The 17,726-nt window shown below is 64.3% G+C and carries 19 protein-coding genes; 15 read left to right on the top strand and 4 right to left on the bottom strand.

What is annotated here, in order from left to right:
• Positions 1-47 precede the first annotated feature (47 nt).
• On the top strand, positions 48-1,178 hold the full coding sequence (gene proB, locus NCHOL11_RS03430) for a glutamate 5-kinase (protein ID WP_097091076.1): 1,131 nt from the start codon (positions 48-50) through the stop codon (positions 1,176-1,178).
• A gap of 6 nt (positions 1,179-1,184) precedes the next feature.
• The gene (locus NCHOL11_RS03425; protein ID WP_176502170.1) at positions 1,185-2,099 is read left to right on the top strand and encodes an NAD-dependent epimerase/dehydratase family protein; all 915 of its coding nucleotides are present in this window, start codon (positions 1,185-1,187) and stop codon (positions 2,097-2,099) included.
• Between the two features lie 4 nt (positions 2,100-2,103).
• Here the strand turns inward: NCHOL11_RS03425 and NCHOL11_RS03420 are convergent, their stop codons facing one another.
• Both NCHOL11_RS03420 and radA read right to left on the bottom strand, forming a co-directional pair.
• Complete coding sequence (locus NCHOL11_RS03420) at positions 2,104-2,625, bottom strand: CvpA family protein (RefSeq protein WP_097091074.1); 522 nt, start codon at positions 2,623-2,625, stop codon at positions 2,104-2,106.
• Positions 2,626-2,635: 10 nt separating this feature from the next.
• A complete protein-coding gene (gene radA / locus NCHOL11_RS03415; RefSeq protein WP_097091073.1) occupies positions 2,636-4,003 on the bottom strand; it encodes a DNA repair protein RadA in 1,368 nt (455 codons plus the stop codon).
• Positions 4,004-4,149: 146 nt separating this feature from the next.
• On the opposite strand from radA, the gene NCHOL11_RS03410 reads away from it, so the two are divergent.
• The 3 genes from NCHOL11_RS03410 (at position 4,150) to NCHOL11_RS03400 (ending at position 7,790) form a co-directional block, all read left to right on the top strand.
• Positions 4,150-4,845 carry an endonuclease/exonuclease/phosphatase family protein gene (locus tag NCHOL11_RS03410; protein ID WP_097091072.1) on the top strand — a complete coding sequence of 232 codons (696 nt, stop codon included), beginning with the start codon at positions 4,150-4,152 and terminating at the stop codon, positions 4,843-4,845.
• Positions 4,846-4,969: 124 nt separating this feature from the next.
• Positions 4,970-7,363 (top strand): patatin-like protein, encoded by a 2,394-nt coding sequence (locus tag NCHOL11_RS03405; protein WP_097091071.1) that lies wholly within the window; start codon positions 4,970-4,972, stop codon positions 7,361-7,363.
• Positions 7,335-7,790, top strand: a complete 456-nt coding sequence (locus tag NCHOL11_RS03400; RefSeq protein WP_255254691.1) for a hypothetical protein — start codon at positions 7,335-7,337, stop codon at positions 7,788-7,790. The genes NCHOL11_RS03405 and NCHOL11_RS03400 overlap by 29 nt, the downstream gene beginning before the upstream one ends.
• A gap of 8 nt (positions 7,791-7,798) precedes the next feature.
• On the opposite strand, the gene NCHOL11_RS03395 is transcribed toward NCHOL11_RS03400, so the two are convergent.
• A complete protein-coding gene (locus NCHOL11_RS03395) occupies positions 7,799-8,092 on the bottom strand; it encodes a 4a-hydroxytetrahydrobiopterin dehydratase (RefSeq protein WP_097091070.1) in 294 nt (97 codons plus the stop codon).
• 40 nt (positions 8,093-8,132) lie between these two features.
• Between NCHOL11_RS03395 and NCHOL11_RS03390 the strand changes: the two genes are divergently transcribed.
• Genes NCHOL11_RS03390 through NCHOL11_RS03375 form a run of 4 tightly spaced genes read left to right on the top strand, consistent with a single transcriptional unit; the run spans position 8,133 to position 10,670 of the window.
• Positions 8,133-8,540, top strand: coding sequence for a metallopeptidase family protein (locus tag NCHOL11_RS03390; RefSeq protein ID WP_441339466.1), 408 nt, complete (start codon positions 8,133-8,135; stop codon positions 8,538-8,540).
• Positions 8,537-9,139 (top strand): heme ABC exporter ATP-binding protein CcmA, encoded by a 603-nt coding sequence (gene ccmA, locus NCHOL11_RS03385; RefSeq protein ID WP_097091068.1) that lies wholly within the window; start codon positions 8,537-8,539, stop codon positions 9,137-9,139. Before NCHOL11_RS03390 ends, ccmA begins: the two co-directional genes overlap by 4 nt.
• Before the next feature lie 5 nt (positions 9,140-9,144).
• Positions 9,145-9,783, top strand: a complete 639-nt coding sequence (locus NCHOL11_RS03380) for a heme exporter protein CcmB (protein WP_441339487.1) — start codon at positions 9,145-9,147, stop codon at positions 9,781-9,783.
• The gene (locus tag NCHOL11_RS03375) at positions 9,780-10,670 is read left to right on the top strand and encodes a DMT family transporter (protein ID WP_097091066.1); all 891 of its coding nucleotides are present in this window, start codon (positions 9,780-9,782) and stop codon (positions 10,668-10,670) included. The genes NCHOL11_RS03380 and NCHOL11_RS03375 overlap by 4 nt, the downstream gene beginning before the upstream one ends.
• Positions 10,671-10,733: 63 nt before the next feature.
• On the opposite strand, the gene NCHOL11_RS03370 is transcribed toward NCHOL11_RS03375, so the two are convergent.
• Positions 10,734-11,012, bottom strand: a complete 279-nt coding sequence (locus tag NCHOL11_RS03370) for a chorismate mutase (protein WP_097092697.1) — start codon at positions 11,010-11,012, stop codon at positions 10,734-10,736.
• Positions 11,013-11,116: 104 nt separating this feature from the next.
• On the opposite strand from NCHOL11_RS03370, the gene NCHOL11_RS03365 reads away from it, so the two are divergent.
• The 6 genes from NCHOL11_RS03365 (at position 11,117) to spt (ending at position 17,627) form a co-directional block, all read left to right on the top strand.
• Positions 11,117-12,157, top strand: a complete 1,041-nt coding sequence (locus NCHOL11_RS03365; RefSeq protein WP_097092696.1) for a polyprenyl synthetase family protein — start codon at positions 11,117-11,119, stop codon at positions 12,155-12,157.
• Between the two features lie 90 nt (positions 12,158-12,247).
• Complete coding sequence (locus NCHOL11_RS03360) at positions 12,248-13,027, top strand: TSUP family transporter (RefSeq protein ID WP_097092695.1); 780 nt, start codon at positions 12,248-12,250, stop codon at positions 13,025-13,027.
• A gap of 57 nt (positions 13,028-13,084) precedes the next feature.
• Complete coding sequence (hrpB, locus tag NCHOL11_RS03355) at positions 13,085-15,532, top strand: ATP-dependent helicase HrpB (protein ID WP_097091065.1); 2,448 nt, start codon at positions 13,085-13,087, stop codon at positions 15,530-15,532.
• 59 nt (positions 15,533-15,591) lie between these two features.
• Entirely contained in the window at positions 15,592-15,870 is a 279-nt protein-coding gene (locus NCHOL11_RS03350; protein WP_097091064.1) for an ETC complex I subunit, read from the top strand.
• A 120-nt stretch (positions 15,871-15,990) separates the two neighbouring features.
• Positions 15,991-16,233, top strand: coding sequence for an acyl carrier protein (locus NCHOL11_RS03345; protein WP_097092694.1), 243 nt, complete (start codon positions 15,991-15,993; stop codon positions 16,231-16,233).
• Between the two features lie 131 nt (positions 16,234-16,364).
• Positions 16,365-17,627 carry a serine palmitoyltransferase gene (gene spt / locus NCHOL11_RS03340; RefSeq protein ID WP_097091063.1) on the top strand — a complete coding sequence of 421 codons (1,263 nt, stop codon included), beginning with the start codon at positions 16,365-16,367 and terminating at the stop codon, positions 17,625-17,627.
• Positions 17,628-17,726: the final 99 nt, after the last annotated feature.

Genomic DNA, 17,726 nt, shown 5'->3' with positions numbered 1-17,726 from the left:
CCATTGTTCCGCATTTCCTCCTAGCGTTACCGAACGGAACTGATCCAGTGACTCCCCCTTCGTCAGGTTTCCCTCCCTCCCAGATAAGGCGGCTGGTCATCAAGATCGGTTCGGCCTTGCTCGTGGATGGAAACGGAGAGGTCCGCGAGGCTTGGCTCCGCACGCTGGTGGAAGATGTGGCTGCGCGCAAGGCTGCGGGGCAGCAGATCATCATCGTATCGTCGGGCGCCATCGCCCTGGGCGCGCGGCGGCTAAAGCTGCCTAAGGGCGGGCGCGGCAGCCTGGAGGATGCGCAGGCCGCAGCGGCGACGGGCCAGATTGCGCTATCTCAATGCTGGGCGCGCCTGTTGCAGGATAAAGGCATCACTGCCGCCCAGATGCTGGTGACGCTGGACGACCTTGAACATCGGCGGCGCTATCTCAACGCGTCGGCAACTCTGGAACGGCTGATCACGCTGGACGTCGTACCAGTCGTCAATGAAAATGACAGCGTCGCGACGGCCGAAATCCGTTTCGGCGACAATGATCGTCTGGCAGCGCGCATCGGACAGGCAGCACGGGCTGACGCAGTCGTGCTGCTTTCCGACGTTGACGGGCTTTACACCGCCAATCCGCATGTCGATGCGAGCGCCATGCTGATAGAGACAATCGAGCGCATCGATGCGCGGATCGCGGGAATGGCGGACAGCGGTTCAGCCTCAGGAATGGGGTCCGGGGGCATGACGTCCAAAATAGAGGCGGCGCGGATCGCGACCGGGGCTGGGGCCCATCTCGCGATCATATCCGGGAAGGTCGATGCACCGCTGTCTCATTGGTCGAATGGCGGCAAGGGATCGATCTTCGTTGCCGCGCCAGCAAAGCGAGCCCGGAAGGGATGGCTGGCGGGGCGGCTCACCGTTCGCGGCCGCATTGTCGTTGACGCCGGCGCGGAAAAGGCTTTGGATCGCGGCAACAGCTTGCTGCCCGCCGGTGTGGCCCAGATTGAAGGCAGCTTCGTGCGGGGGGATGTTGTCGACATCGTCGCGCCCGATGGTCGGGTGATCGCCCGGGGACTCAGCGAATATGACAGCGAGGAAGCGGCGCGGATCGCGGGCAAGCGGAGCGAGGATATCGCGGCGCTGCTTGGGCATCTCCCGCGATCAGTGCTTGTTCATCGCGATCAGATGGCGATGGTCTGACATCCCATGAAATTACGTATTGCCATGACGGGCGCGACAGGTTTCGTCGGCGCCGAAACGCTGAATCAGGCTCTTGAAGCTGGTCATCATGTGACGGCTATCACCCGAAAGGCGCAGCCGCCTCGCGCCCGGCTGAAATGGGTGCATGGCTCGCTTGAAGATCGCGCGGCGCTCAACACGCTTGTGCGGGACGCTGATGTGGTGATCCATATTGCAGGTGTCGTGAACGCCCCGGACCGCGACGGGTTCGAGGCTGGCAACGCTCGTGGCACCATGGCGGTGGTCGACGCCATGCGGCAGCGGGGTGTGCGGCGGCTGGTGCATGTTTCGTCCTTGGCCGCGCGCGAACCGAAGCTGTCTGACTATGGCTGGTCGAAGGCTTTGGCGGAGCGTCACGTCAAGGCTAGCGGCCTTGATTGGACGATCGTGCGGCCGCCCGCGATTTACGGGCCTGGCGATCGGGAAATGCTGGAACTGTTCCGCATGGCCAAGCGCGGCATCATGCTGCTGCCTCCCGGCGGACGGCTGTCGCTGATCGAGGTGAGCGATCTTGGCCGGTTGCTGCTGCGGCTTGCTGGCGAAACGGAAATCAGTCTCGCCCACTGTTACGAGGCGGATGATGGCACGCCCGGAGGGTGGGACCATCTGGACTTTGGGCAGGCTGTTGGCCGGGCGGTCGGCAAGGATGTGCGAACCTTTGCCACCCCGAACTGGGCATTGGGCCTGGGTGCCCGGCTGGACCGCATTTTACGGGGCAAGGGTGCAAAGCTCACACAAGATCGTGTCAGCTATTTCTGCCATCCCGACTGGGTAGTAACGAAGCGCAAGCAGCCTCCCAAGAAGCTGTGGGTGCCCCAAGTGTCTACCGAGGAAGGCCTCAAGGCGACCGCCGAAGCCTATCGGGTCAAAGGTTGGCTATGAACCATCACTGATCGCTTTGGATTGAAGGCTTTCTGGAGCGGCGTTCGGCTACGAATTCACTGATGGCTTGGCCGCTGGCGTTGAGCAGCGGATAGGTGCGCGCGTCGGACAGCCAATCCGGGCGGCGTTCACCGCTGCCGTAGAAAGTGTCGTAGACCAGGCTGAATGCCAGGAAGACGAGAGTTGCGCCGATTAATCCCTTTATCGCGCCAAAGCCGCCGCCCAGAACGCGATCGACGGGGCCAAGGATGGATTGGCGCGTGCGGCGGCCGATGGCGTGGGCGAGGAGTTTTCCTGCGCCGAAAGTGACGCCGAAAACCAGAATGAATGCAAGAATTGCCGCGCCTCCGGTCGTACCGACGAAGGGGGCGAGGAGTTCGGTCGCTGAAGGATGGAAGAGGCGGATGGCGAAGATGCCCAGGACCCAGGCGATCAGCGACAGGGTTTCAAGAACGAAACCACGAAGCAAGCCCAAGACTGTGCAACCGCCGATGGCGAGAAGGACGAGGATATCGACGGCGTTCATGTGGGCCGGGCTATCCGCGGCCGAGCATCTGGTCAACCAGTTGGCTTAAGGCGCGATAGCCGCTGACGGCGATCCCCTTCACCCCATCGGCGACCGCGGAAGGAACATGGGCGCGTTCGAAGCCGAGCTTTGCCGATTCGCGCAGGCGAAGCGGCGCATGGGCGACCGGGCGGATTTCCCCGGAGAGCGCGATTTCTCCGAACAGGACCAGATCAGCGGGCACCGGCCGTTCCGCGAGCGCCGATATGAGCGCGGCGGCCACGGCAAGGTCAGCGGCAGGGTCGGACAAGCGATAGCCGCCCGCGACGTTCAAATAGACTTCGCAGGTCGAGAAGCTGAGGCCGCAGCGCGCCTCCAGCACGGCGAGGATCATGGCGAGGCGGCCGCTGTCCCATCCCACCACCGCACGCCGGGGCGTGGCGCCGCTGGATAGGCGAACGACGAGCGCCTGTATCTCGACCAGCACTGGTCTAGTGCCCTCCAGCGCGGGAAAGACGGTTGCGCCGGTCACGGTTTCGTCGCGATGGGTAAGAAACAAGGCCGAAGGGTTCGCGACTTCTTCCAACCCCTCCGCCACCATCGCGAAAACGCCGATCTCATCCGTGCCGCCAAAGCGATTCTTGATCGCGCGCAGGATGCGATATTGGTGACTGCGCTCGCCTTCGAAGCTCAGCACGGTATCGACCATATGCTCCAGCACGCGCGGCCCGGCGATGCTGCCATCCTTGGTGACATGGCCGACCAGGATGACAGCGGTGCCGCGCTGCTTGGCGAAGCGGATCAGTTCCTGGCTGGACGCACGCACCTGACTGACGGTGCCCGGCGCGCCTTCGATCAGGTCGCTGTGCATCGTCTGGATCGAATCGATGACGAGCAGCGCAGGCGACTCCCCCTCCCCCAAGGTGGTCAATATGTCCCGGACAGAGGTTGCGCTGGCGAGCTGAACCGGCGCGTTGCCAAGGCCGAGGCGCTGCGCCCGGAGGCGGACCTGGTCCGCCGCTTCCTCACCGCTGATATAGGCGACGGAAAGACCGCGCGCGGCGATGCGGGCAGCGGCCTGAAGCAGCAGGGTCGATTTGCCGATGCCGGGATCACCGCCAATCAGCATGGCTGATCCGGGAACGATGCCGCCGCCCAGGGCGCGATCGAACTCGGCAATCCCGGTGCTCGTCCGCTGGGGCAGTTCGACCTGGCTGTTCAGCCCGACAAGCGTCAGCGCGCGCCCGCCGGTTTGCAGATCGTGACGCGCGGAAAAGATTGTCTCTGCCGCCTCCTCGACAATGCTGTTCCATTCGCCGCAGTCGTCGCACTGCCCCTGCCACCGGGAAGAAAGGGTGCCGCACTGCTGGCAGACGAATTTGCGCTTTGCCTTGGCCATCTGCGAGCTATGGCTTGCCACGGTGAACGTTTCAAGAACAAAGAAGCGCCTGGATCGCTCCTCCCTTTGCCCGCGGTGCGGCATGGACATGATGAACCTGCCCGAGGGCGCTGGAAACTCATGCTGATGTGGCGCATTGTTTCGCCATGAAGTCCTTTCGCGTCGCCAGCTACAATATCCGCAAAGCCATTGGCACCGACCGCCGCCGCAGCCCCGAGCGAGTATTGGAGGTGCTGGGAGAACTGAATGCGGACGTCATCGCACTTCAGGAAGCGGATCGACGCTTTGGCGTGCGCACCGCCGCCATCCCGCCCTGGCTGCTGGAATCGATGAGCCCCTACAAGCCTGTGCCCCTGAATGTGCAGGTCGATTCAATGGGATGGCATGGCAACGCGATCCTGGTGCGGAAGGAGGCCGAGATCGGCACTCATGACGTGCTGCACCTGCCCTGTCTGGAGCCGCGCGGCGCGACCATGGCGGAGGTGGAGCTGGGCAAGGCGAAGCTGCGCATCTTTGGCATGCATCTCGACCTGTCGGGCCTGTGGCGGCGCAAGCAGGCGGCTGCGGTCATTCACGCGGCGGCGCAGCGGGACGCGATGCCCACGGTATTGATGGGCGACCTGAATGAATGGAGCGCCAACCGGGGATGTCTGGCGGACTTTGCTCGGCACTATAATTTCGCTCCGTGCGGGCGGAGCTTTCACGCGCGGCGGCCCGTGGCGCGGCTCGACCGGATCATGCATTGCGGTCAGTTGAAGCTGGTGGACAGCGGCGTGCATGACAGCGCGGCGTCAAGAAAAGCTTCGGATCATCTGCCGATCTGGGCGGAGTTTCGGTTGTGAGGTGGCGCGTTTTCATGGGGGTGAAAGTGCAAAAACATCGCCCGCTCGCCTCGAGGAAAAGTAGAGCCCTTCGACAAGCTCAGGGCGAACGGAGGAGAGGTTTAGGGCCGGGGGGCTGCGCCGCATGAAGGAGCGCGAACTTCGGCTTGCGCTGGTCTGCTATGGGGGGATCAGCCTTGCCGTCTACATGCACGGCATCACCAAGGAAATCTGGCGGCTGGCGCGGGCGAGCCGGGCGTTTCATGACGGCACCCCGAGCAGCGAGGGAAGCGAGGCGGTTTACAGGAAGCTGCTGGAGGATCTGGAGGCGGCAAGCGGCGTACGGTTGCGGGTGATGCCAGACATCATCGCCGGAGCAAGCGCTGGCGGGATCAACGGGATCTTCCTCGCACAGGCGATCGAAACGGGGCAATCGCTGGAGCCGCTCACCGATCTGTGGTTGGAAAATGCCGATGTTGAGCGGCTGCTGGACCCTGATGCCCGTCCAGCAAGGCGCATCAGCAAATTCTGGGCAACCCCGCTGGTGTGGATGGCAGCGCGGCGGCCGGGCGACACGGTCGAGCGCACCGTCGCCCCCGATACGCGCGAGGAGGTGCGGCAGAAGCTGTCCCACTTCATTCGGTCGAGATGGTTCGAGCCTCCCTTTGGCGGCGAAATCTTCACGGCGATGCTGTTGGATGCCTTCGATGCGATGGAGGCGGCCGAGCGCGGACCGCCCTTGCTGCCGGACGGGCACCCGCTCGACCTGTTCGTCACGGTCACTGATTTTGAGGGACACCCCCAAAGCCTGAACCTCAACAGCCCGCCCCAGGTGGTGGAAACCGAACATCGCCTGTCCGTCGGCTTCCGGGCGCGGGGACGCGGCGACCGCCTCTTCGCCGACCCGGCGGAGCTGGTATTCGCCGCGCGCGCGACGGCGAGCTTCCCTGGTGCCTTCCCGCCCTTCACCGTGCGGGAACTGGATCGGGTGCTGAAGCAGCGTCACCGTGCCTGGCCGACCCGCGACGCTTTTCTGGCCCATGCCCTGCCCCGCCACTGGGCGCGCGGCAATGCGGAAGACGCGATCCTGATCGATGGGTCGGTGCTGGCGAACGCGCCCTTTGCTCAGGCGATCGGGGCGTTGCGGAACCGCCCATCACGGCGCGAGGTCGACCGGCGTTTCGTCTATATCGATCCCAAGCCCGGCCATCGATCCATCCGGCTGAACCGGGAGGGTGAGCAGGAAGACGCCACGCCAGAGGAAAAGGCGCAATTGCCCGGCTTTTTCCGCACCATTTTCGGGGCGCTCAGCGATATTCCGCGCGAGCAGCCGATCCGCGACAATCTGGAAGCGATCGACCGTCATTCGTCGCGCATTCGACGGATGGTCCGGATTTTGAACGCGCTGAGGCCCGGGATCGAGGCGGAGGTCGAAAATACGATCGGCGGCATGCTGTTCCTCGACCGTCCGACGCCCGCTCGTTTGTCCGCGTGGCGCGCGAAGGCGCAAATGCGCGCCGCGAATTCGGCTGGTTTCGCTTTCCCCGCCTATGGCCATTTGAAGCTGTCGGGCATCGTCGAGGATCTTGCCGTCCTGCTGTTCCGCCTCAGCGGCGAAGACAGCCCGATGATGCGGGAGAATTTTCGTCAGGCCTTGTGGTCCCATGTCCGGGCGATTGGTGCGGACAAGCTGATCGAGGATGTGGGGCCGACCTCGCCACCTGTCGCCTTCTTTCGCACCCATGACCTCAGTTTCCGCATTCGCCGCCTGCGCTTTCTGGCGCGGCGGCTCGCGGAAACATTGGAGATTGATTCGCAGGCTGATGCAGCGGCGATCCAGAAGATGCATGACGCCATCTACCAATCGATGGCGCATTATACGGAATGCGAGGGCACGGATTTCTATAACGGCGCGATCCGGGCCGCAGCCAGGGACGTGCCGTCCGATCCTGCCGCCGCGCTGGAAGCGATCGCGCAGGCACGCGATTTGAAGGCCCGGGACGACGTGGCCGACATGGTGCTGGCCGAAGCGCTCGCCGGGCTGCCGAAAGCGGAGCGGCGGATCATGCTGCTCTCCTATCTTGGCTTTCCCTTTTACGACATCGCCACCCTACCGTTGCTCCAAGGCCACGCCATGGAAGAATATGATCCGGTGAAGGTGGACCGTATTTCTCCGGAAGATTGCAGCGCTATTCGGCCGGGAGGTGCGGACGCCACATTAAAAGGCATTGAATTCAACAACTTTGGTGCATTTTTCAGCAGGGCTTATCGTGAAAACGACTATTTGTGGGGACGCCTTCATGGTGTCGAGCGGCTGCTGGATATCGTAATTTCCACATTACCCGCGGCAAGCCGCCTTTCGGAAGACTGTGTGCGCGATTATAGGCAAGCCGCATTCTTGGCGATTCTCGATGAGGAGGAACAGCGACTGCCGCATGTCGCTGATCTCATTGCCATTTTGCGGGAGGAAATCGGTGGGCGCACGGGTGGGGCTGTTTCCATTGATGGTGATGCTGGCGCTGACCGCCGGCTGCCGTGATGCGTCTGGCGATGCTGCGTCCTCGGAGAACGCCTCCATCCCTCAGCCCGTGCTTTCCGCCAACGCGATCGAAGGCGAGCCGATCGAAGTGGTCGCCGCGCCGCAGCGCCCGTCTGCGCAAGTGACCGTGCAGGCGCAGCCCGCGCCGCACGGATCGCTCGACCTGCCCCCTTCTCCCGATGCCGCTCTGGCGACGGCTTTCCCGCAGGAAGTCACCAGCTTCATGGTCGATCGCGACAGCTGCGACCATTTCCGGGGGGAAGAGCCCTATGATGGGGAAAGGCGCGTGTTCCTGATGGAGAGCATCGCCGAACTATGCACCGGCACCGACGCGAAACTCGCCATGCTGCGCCGCCGCTATGCTGGAGATTCGGCCGTGATCGCGGCGCTGCATGGCTATGAGGATCGCATCGAGGGGCAACCCTGATCAACCGATCAGGCGGTAAGTAGTGCGTCGATAGCCTTTGCAAGGTCTATGTCACGGCGCGACAGGCCATCGGCGTCATGGGTGGTCAAGGTGATATCGACGCGATTATAGACGTTGAACCATTCGGGATGGTGGTTCGCCTGTTCGGCGAGCAGCGCCACTCTAGTCATGAAACCGAACGCTTCGCTGAAGTCGGAAAAGGTGAAGCGCCGCTTGATGCCCTCCGGCTCCGCCACCAGCGTCCATTCCGGGAGGGAAGCGAGCTCCTGCGCCCGTTCATCGCCGGACAGTTTACCAATCATGGCTCTATCCTCATAATATTGTATGGCCTATGTCGCAGCCATGTCAGACGCCGGTCAACCCCCTCTTTTCGCGCCAACCGTGGCGCAGATCGAACGACTGGCGCTTGAGGCGCTGGGGCGTTTGCCGGACCCTTTCCGATCCCATCTGTCCAATGTCGTCCTGTTCGTTGAGGAATTTGCCGACGACCGGATATTGAAGGAGATGGAGATCGATGATCCGTTCGGGCTGACCGGGCTTTACAGCGGGCGGCCCCTGGGGGAAGCCGAGCAGACGGGGGACAGCCCGCCTACCGTGCATCTTTTCCGGCGGCCACTGCTGGATGAATGGGTGGAGACGGGCGTGCCGCTCGATGCGCTGATTACCCATGTGGTGGTGCATGAGATCGGCCACCATTTCGGGCTTTCCGACGTGGACATGCAGGTGCTGGAGGACATGGTCGCGTCATGAGCGGCGTGGCGCTGCGGTTGTCGGGCATCGCCTGCGCGCGTGGCGGGCGGTTGCTGTTCCGGGGCGTGGACCTGGCGCTGGAACAGGGGGAGAGCGCTCTGCTTCGGGGGCCGAACGGGATCGGCAAGTCGAGCCTGATGCGCATTTGCGCGGGGCTGCTGCGGCCGATAGCGGGGACGATCGAGCGGCGCGGCAGGATCGCACTGGCGGACGAGCGGCTGGCGCTCGATCTGGAAGAGCCTTTGGCGCAAGCTCTCGGCTTTTGGGCGCGGCTGGATGGTGCGGACGGACATGCGCTTGATGGTGCATTGGAAGCTATGGCGCTGGGGCCGCTTGTGGGGATTCCGGTGCGGATGCTGTCGACCGGGCAGCGCAAGCGGGCCGCGCTGGCGCGGGTGATTGCGAGCGGCGCTGAGCTGTGGCTGCTGGATGAACCGGGCAATGGGCTGGACGATGCGTCGCTCGAACTGCTCGGCGCGGCGGTGGCGGCGCATCTGGCGCGGGGGGGGATCGTGCTGGCGGCTTCGCATCAGCCGCTGCCCATGAAATCGCCCGTGGTGATCGACCTTGCCGCCTACGTCGCGGAGGAGGCGGCGTGAGGGTGATGGCGCTGCTGGTGGCGCGGGATTTGCGGCAGGCGTGGCAATCGGCGGGGCTGTGGCTCCCTGTGGCATTCCTGCTGCTGGTGGCGAGCCTGTATCCCTTTGCCGTGGGGCCTGACGCGGCGCTGTTACGGCGGTCGGGTGGCGGCATGCTGTGGATCGCGGCGCTGCTGGCGAGCCTGTTGCCCGTGGACCGGCTAATCGCGCCTGACCGGGACGCAGGGGTGCTCGACCAGATCGCGTTGCGGGGCGTAGGCGAGGAAACGCTGATGCTGGCGCGGCTGATCGCGCATTGGCTGGGTTTTGGCCCGGCGCTGATGATCGCAACCCTGCCCGCGAGCGCGCTCCTGAAGCTGGACGGCGCGACGGTGTGGATGCTGGAACTAGGTCTGCTGATCGGCACGCCTGCGCTCGCGGCTTTGGGATTGCTGGTGGCGAGCCTGACTGCGGGGCTGCGGTCGAGCGGGGCGCTGGCCGGGCTGCTCGCGCTGCCGCTCGCGGTGCCGCTGCTGATATTTGGCGCAGGGACGTTGGGCGACGGGAGCGGAGCAGCGCTGAAGTTCCTGGGCGCGGCGTCGCTGCTGCTGGTCGCGATCACGCCCTTCGCGGCGGGCGCGGCCATACGAGCCGGGCGCGAATGATCGGATTCGCTACCTCCCTGTTATTCATCCTGATTTGGTCGACCGGCTTCATCGTCGCGCGGGGCACGGTGCCGCATGGCGCGCCGGAATTGATCCTGAGCGTGCGCATGACGCTCACGGCTCTGCTGCTGGGATTTGTGGCGTGGCGTGCCGGGCAGAAGCTTCCCCGCGGCAAGCGGCTGATGCTGCATCTGGCGGCGGGCGCGATGCTGCATGGGGTTTATCTGACCGTGAGCTGGTGGGCGGTCTATCGCGAAATGCCTGCGGGCATCATGTCGTTGCTTGGCGCGCTGCAGCCGCTGATGGTGGCCGTGGCAGGCGCATTCCTGCTGGGCGACCGCCTGCTCGCGCGCGGGTGGGCGGGCCTGGCGATCGCGATCGCGGGCGTGGTCTGCGTGCTACTGCCAGCGATCGAACGGTCGGGCGCGGGCGCGGTGCCGCTGCTACCCGTGGTAGCGGGCTTGCTGTCGGTAGTAGCGATGGCGGCAGGGACGCTGGTGCAGCGCGGCTCGCTGTCAGGGGATGGCATATGGATTTCCGGCGCGGTGCAAAATGCAGGCGGCGCGTTCGTCGCCATCGCCGCTGCCCTGATCGCTGGGGAGACCCGCTGGGATGGCGCGCCTATTCTGTGGCTGGGGCTCGCATGGTCAGTGCTGGGCCTGTCGGCGGGCGGCCTGTCGCTGCTGGTATGGCTGGTGCGGACGCAAGGTCCGACGCGGATGTCGATGCTGCTGCTCTTGGTCCCGCCGCTTGCTGCGGTGGAGGCGTGGCTGCTATTTGGTGAGAAGCTGGTGCCGGTTCAGTTGGCCGGCTTCGCGCTGGCGCTGGGCGGAGTGCTGCTGGGCCGGTCACAAGGCAAGCGGGAAACGGTCAACGAACCAGCTTAGGCTAGCGGGCGATTAGGCGGGGAGAAAAGCCGCCTTCGACTGCCTCCTTCGCGTAGCAGGTTCTCAGGCGTCCCGCAGCCGTTCGTGATGGCGGATCACTTCATCGATGATGAAGCGCAGGAATTTTTCGGTGAAGTCGGGATCGAGATTGGCATCCGTCGCCAGCTGACGCAGGCGGCTGATCTGACGCTCCTCCCGGCCCGGATCGGCTGGCGGCAGGGCGTGAGTCGCCTTATATTCGCCGACAGCCTGGGTGATCTTGAAGCGTTCCGCGAGCATGAACACGAGGGCGGCATCAATATTGTCGATGCTCTCGCGATACCGCTTCAAAGTGTCGTCCACGCCCGTCCCTTCCGAATATCCGCGCGCTTTTTGCCCCATCCGTCGCTCTGTGCAAGCTATTCCCGCTTGCTATCTGCATTTTGCACCGCCACATGGGCCGGGTCATGACCGCACCTGCCCCCGGCCCCATCTCCGGCAATGTCCACCCCATCGGCCGCGCCAATGGCGAGCCTTCGCTCACCCCCATGATGGCGCTGGTTGCCGAAGGCATGAACCAGGTCAATGCGGTCATATTGGACCGGATGCAGTCGCGCATCCCCCTGATCCCGGAACTGGCCGGCCACCTGATCGCGGGCGGCGGCAAGCGGATGCGCCCGATGCTGACCCTCGCCTGCGCTCAATTGGTCGGCTATGCGGGCAGCCGCCACTACAAGCTGGCAGCGGCGGTCGAGTTCATTCACACCGCAACACTGCTGCATGATGATGTGGTCGATGGATCGGGCCTGCGCCGGGGCCGCAAGACCGCCAATATCATCTGGGGCAACAGCGCCAGCGTGCTGGTGGGCGATTTCCTCTTCTCCCGTGCCTTTGAGCTGATGGTCGAGGCGGAATCGCTCAAGGTGCTGAAGATCCTGTCCAACGCCTCGGCGGTGATCGCGGAAGGTGAGGTCAATCAATTGACCGCGCAGCGCCGCATCGACACGAGCGAAGAGCAATATCTGGACATCATCGGGGCGAAGACAGCCGCGCTGTTCGCCGCCGCCTGCCGCATATCCGCCGTGGTCGCGGACCGGGACGAGACGGAGGAAAAGGCGCTGGATGTCTATGGCCGGAACCTTGGCATCGCATTCCAGCTGATCGACGATGCGATCGATTATGAATCGGACGGCGCCACAATGGGCAAGGACGCAGGCGACGATTTCCGCGATGGCAAGGTGACGCTGCCCGTGATCCTGGCCTATGCTCGCGGTTCCGAAGAAGATCGCGCTTTCTGGAAGCAGGCGATCGCGGGCAATCGGGTCAGCGACGAGGATTTGGCGCATGCGACCGGGTTGCTGCGCAAGACGGGCGCGATCAACGATACGCTCGCGCGGGCAAGGCTCTATGGCCAGCGCGCCATTGATGCGCTCGGCCGGTTCGACACGGGCAAGGCCAAGGCGGCGCTGACCGAAGCCGTCGAATTCGCCATCGCTCGCGCTTATTGAGGAACAGGCGCGCTCCGATCGTATAGGTGTGCAGGCGCATGTGGTTCTGACGACAGGGCGCGGCAGAGGCTGAAGCGGACGCGCATGGACATCATCCTATCTCCTGAAACGCTGGCCTTCCTTATGGCGGCGGCCCTGATTTCCGGATGCATCGACGCGATGGCTGGAGGCGGCGGGCTGATTTCCCTGCCCGCCTTGCTGGCGGCAGGCGTGCCGCCCGTAGCAGCCGTGGGCACCAACAAGCTGCAATCATCGCTGGGCACATTTGGCGCCTGCGTCGCTTACGCGCGCGCCGGGCATATGGATCTGAAGGCCTATCGCTGGCCGATTATCGCAGCATTTGTTGGTTCGGTAGGTGGCGCCTGGCTGCTTCAGCGGGTGGACCCCGGCATATTGGCGGGGTTGATGCCGGGTCTGCTGATCGCGCTCGCAGGCTATTTCACCTTCTCGCCCCGCTTAAGCGAGATGGATCGGCACAGCCGGGTGGGACTGGCGGGGCTGAGCCTGTCTATCGGCGTCATCGGTTTTTACGACGGCTTCTTTGGACCGGGTGCGGGAGCATTTTACGCCACTATCTTCCTGGCATTGGGCGGACTGGGCCTGGTCCGCGCGACGGCGCAGACAAAGGCGGCCAACCTTGCCAGCAATGTAGCGGGCCTGTTGACGATGGTCGCTGGCGGTCATGTGCTTTGGATCGCGGGGTTGACGATGGCTGTCGGCAGCATCACCGGCAGCCAGATCGGATCGCGCCTGGCCATGCGGTTCGGCAGCAAGCTGATACGGCCCCTGCTGATCATCATGTCATTAGGGCTAACGGCTAAGATGCTGCTCGACCCGGACAACCCGGTCCATAGACTGCTGTTTGGATAAAGCCTGGCATTGCAGCGGCATTGCACCGGATGACGATTGGGGCGAGAGGAGCAAATCATGAGCGCCACCCTGCCCATCCACGATATTCTCCCTCATTTGCTGAGCAGCCTGCGTGACCGGAACAGCGCGGTGCTGGTTGCGCCGCCGGGCGCTGGCAAGACGACGGCTGTCGCACCTGCCTTGCTGAATGAGCCGTGGTGTACGGGGCAGGTGCTGCTGCTGTCTCCCCGCAGACTGGCAGCGCGCGCGGCGGCCGAGCGGATTGCGGAGCTGATGGGCGGCGTGCCGGGCGGGGTCGTTGGCTATGCGACGCGGATGGACAGCAGGCAGTCGGCCGCAACGCGCCTGCTCGTCCTGACGGAGGGGATTTTCGTCCGCCGGATTCAGGATGATCCGGAGCTTGCCGGAGTATCGGCGGTCCTGTTCGATGAAGTGCATGAGAGGAGCTTGGACAGCGACTTAGGGCTGGCGCTGGCGCTGGATGCGCAGGCGGCGCTGCGTCCTGATCTGCGCATCGTGCCCATGTCGGCCACGCTGGATGGCGCCCGCTGTGCCGCGTTGCTGGACGATGCGCCGGTGCTGGAGAGCGAAGGCCGGATTCAGCCGCTGGAGTTGCGGCACATCGGCCGGGCGGCGGAAAAGCGCATCGAGGATGAGATGGCCGGGGCCGTGCGACGGGCGCTGGCGGAGGAGGCCGACGGCGACCTGCTTGCGTTCCTGCCCGGCGTGGCGGAGATCGAGCGGACGGCGGAGCGACTGGAGGGGATAGGCGTCGAGCTGCATCGGCTGCACGGCAGCCTGGACCCGGCAGCGCAGCGTGCCGCCATCCGTCCTTCACGGGAGGGAAAGCGCAAGGTGATCCTGGCGACCTCGATCGCTGAAACCAGCCTGACCATCGATGGAGTGCGGATCGTGATCGACTCCGGCCTCGCTCGAAGGCCGCGCTATGACCGGGCAGCGGGGGTGACGCGGCTGGTCACGGAACGGGCGAGCCAGGCAGCCGCGACCCAACGGGCGGGGCGTGCTGCAAGGCAGCGGCCGGGCGTGGCTTATCGGCTGTGGGAAGCGGCCGCCACGGCGGGCATGCCGCCTTTCGATCCGCCCGAGATATTGGAAAGCGATCTATCGAGCCTGCTGCTTGATTGCGCGTTGTGGGGGGTGAGCGACCCGGCCAGCATGCGCTGGCTCGACCCGCCGCCCCGCCCCGCGCTGGATGAGGCGCGCAAGCGGCTGACGGTCTTGGAGGCGCTGGACGAGGATGGGCGGATAACGCCGCATGGCAAGGCGCTGGCGCGGCTGCCGGTGGAGCCGCGGATCGGCCACATGCTGGTGCGCGCGGGCGAATTGGGACTGGCCGAGGTGGCGGCGGAGATCGCGGTGCTGTTGGGCGAGCGGGGCATTGGCGGGCAAGATGTGGACCTGTCGCAACGGCGGTTACGCTGGCGGCGGGAAAGTGGAAAGCGGGCCGATGCGGCCAAGGCAATGGCCAGGCGCTGGGCGAAGCTGGTGGCTTCCGGACAAACAATGGCGGCGGGCGAGCATGATGCGGGGCTATGTCTTGCGCTGGCCTTCCCTGACCGCGTGGCCAAGCGGCGCTCTGCCGACGGCGCGGAATGGGCCAGCGTCGGCGGGCGCGGTTTTAGGCTTGATCCGCTAAGCCCGCTCGCGCGTGAGGAATGGCTTGCGGTGGGGGAAGTACAGGGCAGCGCGGCGGGAGCGCGTATCCTTTCGGCCGCGCCGATCAGTGAAACTGAAGTGCTGCGGCTGTTCAGCGCGCGGCTGAAGGAGCATCGGACGGTGCGGTTCCGGGCCGCAACGGGCGGCATCGAGGCTCTACGCGAGAGACGTCTGGGCGCGGTGCGGCTGACGTCCGGATCGGATGACCGGCCGGACCCTGATGCTGTCGTAGCAGCTTTGCTGGAGGGGGTCAGGCAGGGTGGACTTGATCTGCTGCCTTGGTCGGACGCGGCGCGATCACTGCGGATGCGGGCTGGCTTTGCGGGGGTGGAGGCGTTGGCGGATGCCGCGTTGCTGGCGACGATCGACGAGTGGCTTTCGCCCCTGCTCGCGGGCAAGAGGCGCCTGTCGGACATCGACCGGTCGCAATTGTCCGGCGTTCTTGAGGGCATCATCGGCTGGGACGGCAAGCAACAACTCGACCGCCTGGCTCCCCCGGCATTTCAATCGCCTGCCGGAAGCAGCCATGAGATCGACTATGCAGCAGAAGGCGGGCCGCGCGTGGAGCTTCGGGTGCAGGCGCTGTTCGGCCTTACCGAGCATCCGGTCGTCGGCAGCGAGCGCATCCCGCTGGTCCTCTCCCTCACCTCTCCCGCCGGGCGACCGATACAGACGACGCGAGACCTGCCGGGCTTCTGGGCGGGAAGCTGGAGTGCGGTCGCAAAGGAAATGCGTGGACGCTATCCCCGGCATCCATGGCCCGACGATCCGGCAGGCGCCGCCGCCACGCTCCGCACGAAACGCGCCGATGCCCGCTCCAAGTCTTGACTTCCGGGCGCACGCTGGTGCAACGGACCCATCGCCCTTCCCAGGAGTTTGACGCGATAATGGCTGCGCGCATCTACCAGATTCAGAAAAATGCCCTCCAGTCCGGCAAGGCGCGGACCGACAAATGGGTATTGGAATTTGCGCCGAGCGAGGCGATGAAGCCAGACCCGCTGACGGGCTGGGCCGGATCTGGTGATACGCAGAGCCAGGTGAAGCTGACCTTCCCATCGCTGGACGCGGCGCGTGCCTATGCCGACAAATATGAAATCGGCTACACCTTCATTCCGACCCCGCCCAAGACGCTGAAGATTCAGGCTTACGCCGACAATTTCCGGTAAGAGCGCGCAAGGCAGCTCATAATCGGGCGCGATGCTGCCTGATTGACGCCTTATTCCCTTGCCAAGAGGCGGGGCTTGGGGGCAAAAACCGCCCTTTCATGGGAAAGCTTTGAACAGATCATGACGGATCGCCAGCAGATTTTCGACAGCATCGCCGCGCAAATCGCTCCTTTCAACAAGAAGGGCGTCGACCTCAGCGAAGCGACGACCTTCGCAGGCGACCTGGAATGGGACAGCCTGACCGTCATGGATTTCGTTGCGGCGATCGAGGATGAGTTCGACATCATCATCACCATGAACATGCAGGCTGAGATCGAAAATATCGGTCAGCTTGTGGACGCTGTGGCGAAGTTGAAGGGCTGATCCAGTCCCCTCCGTTCACTTCGCCCCTCCTGTGCCTCGCGCAGGGCGGATGATGAAGAGGACGGGCAAGAATTTTCGACTGACGCATCTCGACTTGCTCGACGCTGCTCGAACCCTAACGGAAATATGCGATGACCGACGCTGTAGAGACCGCCACCGACGCCCATACGCCTGCTGAAGTCCCGGGCGCGCGCGACCTCTTTTCCAAATTCGATCCCTTGATCGCCGAGCGCGAAGCGCTGCTCGCGACCGGGGTGCGTGATCCCTTCGCGATCGTCATGGATGAGGTGAAGTCCCCTACCCAGGCTGTGATCAAGGGCAAGGACACGATCCTGCTCGGCACATATAACTATATGGGTATGACTTTCGACCCGGACGTCGTCGCGGCGGGCAAGAAGGCGCTTGACGAATTCGGAGCTGGAACCACCGGCAGCCGCGTATTGAACGGCACCTACCAGGGCCACAAGGAAGTCGAAGACGCGCTGAAGGAATTTTACGGCACGTCGGGCGCCATGGTCTTTTCGACCGGCTATCAGGCAAACCTTGGGATGATTTCCACGCTGGCTGGGAAGGGCGACTATGTCGTGCTGGACGCAGACAGCCACGCGTCCATCTATGACGGCTGCTTCCTGGGGGACGCCGAAATCGTCCGCTTCCGCCACAACAGCGTCGAGGATCTGGACAAGCGTCTCGGCCGCCTGCCTGCGGATGCGCAGAAGCTGGTGGTGCTGGAAGGCGTCTACTCCATGCTGGGCGACGTCGCCCCCCTGCCCGAGATGGTGGCTGCGGTACGCAAGCACGCCAATTGCATGATCCTGGTGGACGAAGCCCATGGCATGGGCTTTTTCGGCGCAAATGGCCGTGGCGTCTATGAGGAGCAGGGCGTAGAAAAGGATGTCGATTTCGTCGTCGGCACCTTCTCCAAATCGGTCGGCACCGTGGGCGGCTTCTGCGTATCGAACCATCCCAAGTTCGAGGTTCTGCGCCTCGTCTGCCGTCCTTATGTCTTTACCGCCTCGCTGCCGCCGAGCGTCGTTGCAACCGCGGCGACATCTATCCGCAAGCTGATGCATGCTGGCGAAAAGCGCGCGCATCTGTGGAAGAACAGCCAGCGGCTGCACAAGGGCCTTACCGATCTTGGCTTCAAGCTGGGCACCGAAACGCCGCAGTCCGCGATCATCGCCGTCATCCTGACCGACCAGACGCAGGCCGTGGCGATGTGGCAGGCTCTCCTTGAGCTCGGACTTTACGTCAACATGGCGCGTCCCCCGGCCACTCCGGCAGGAACCTTCCTGCTGCGTTGTTCGCTTTGCGCGGAGCATAGCGACGAACAGGTTGGCCAGATCATCGGCATGTTCGAGGCAGCGGGCAAAGCCACAGGCGCGATCGCCTGATCGCGCAACGCCGTTGCGTCGGCGAAAAGAGGCGAGCGAGCGGCAACATGGGTCATCGCCTGGAACCTTTTGTGCCTTGATATTTTCGCTGTAATGCTG

Source organism: Novosphingobium sp. Chol11, assembly GCF_900218065.1.
Taxonomy (GTDB): Bacteria; Pseudomonadota; Alphaproteobacteria; order Sphingomonadales; family Sphingomonadaceae; genus Sphingobium; species Sphingobium agri.
Note: the sequence above shows the minus strand (reverse complement) of the source record. Positions and strands in the feature narration are given on the sequence as shown.

What these genes read in the sequence shown, in the direction of transcription:
- NCHOL11_RS03395 (WP_097091070.1), bottom strand. Translation starts at nt 8,092, where the DNA reads ATGATTGGTAAACTGTCCGGCGATGAACGGGCGCAGGAGCTCGCTTCC.
- hrpB (WP_097091065.1), top strand. Translation starts at nt 13,085, where the DNA reads ATGAGCGCCACCCTGCCCATCCACGATATTCTCCCTCATTTGCTGAGC.
- NCHOL11_RS03350 (WP_097091064.1), top strand. Translation starts at nt 15,592, where the DNA reads ATGGCTGCGCGCATCTACCAGATTCAGAAAAATGCCCTCCAGTCCGGC.
- spt (WP_097091063.1), top strand. Translation starts at nt 16,365, where the DNA reads ATGACCGACGCTGTAGAGACCGCCACCGACGCCCATACGCCTGCTGAA.
- NCHOL11_RS03400 (WP_255254691.1), top strand. Translation starts at nt 7,335, where the DNA reads ATGCTGGCGCTGACCGCCGGCTGCCGTGATGCGTCTGGCGATGCTGCG.
- NCHOL11_RS03410 (WP_097091072.1), top strand. Translation starts at nt 4,150, where the DNA reads ATGAAGTCCTTTCGCGTCGCCAGCTACAATATCCGCAAAGCCATTGGC.
- NCHOL11_RS03390 (WP_441339466.1), top strand. Translation starts at nt 8,133, where the DNA reads ATGTCAGACGCCGGTCAACCCCCTCTTTTCGCGCCAACCGTGGCGCAG.
- ccmA (WP_097091068.1), top strand. Translation starts at nt 8,537, where the DNA reads ATGAGCGGCGTGGCGCTGCGGTTGTCGGGCATCGCCTGCGCGCGTGGC.
- NCHOL11_RS03425 (WP_176502170.1), top strand. Translation starts at nt 1,185, where the DNA reads ATGAAATTACGTATTGCCATGACGGGCGCGACAGGTTTCGTCGGCGCC.
- NCHOL11_RS03380 (WP_441339487.1), top strand. Translation starts at nt 9,145, where the DNA reads ATGGCGCTGCTGGTGGCGCGGGATTTGCGGCAGGCGTGGCAATCGGCG.
- NCHOL11_RS03365 (WP_097092696.1), top strand. Translation starts at nt 11,117, where the DNA reads ATGACCGCACCTGCCCCCGGCCCCATCTCCGGCAATGTCCACCCCATC.
- NCHOL11_RS03375 (WP_097091066.1), top strand. Translation starts at nt 9,780, where the DNA reads ATGATCGGATTCGCTACCTCCCTGTTATTCATCCTGATTTGGTCGACC.
- NCHOL11_RS03405 (WP_097091071.1), top strand. Translation starts at nt 4,970, where the DNA reads ATGAAGGAGCGCGAACTTCGGCTTGCGCTGGTCTGCTATGGGGGGATC.
- radA (WP_097091073.1), bottom strand. Translation starts at nt 4,003, where the DNA reads ATGGCCAAGGCAAAGCGCAAATTCGTCTGCCAGCAGTGCGGCACCCTT.
- NCHOL11_RS03420 (WP_097091074.1), bottom strand. Translation starts at nt 2,625, where the DNA reads ATGAACGCCGTCGATATCCTCGTCCTTCTCGCCATCGGCGGTTGCACA.
- NCHOL11_RS03345 (WP_097092694.1), top strand. Translation starts at nt 15,991, where the DNA reads ATGACGGATCGCCAGCAGATTTTCGACAGCATCGCCGCGCAAATCGCT.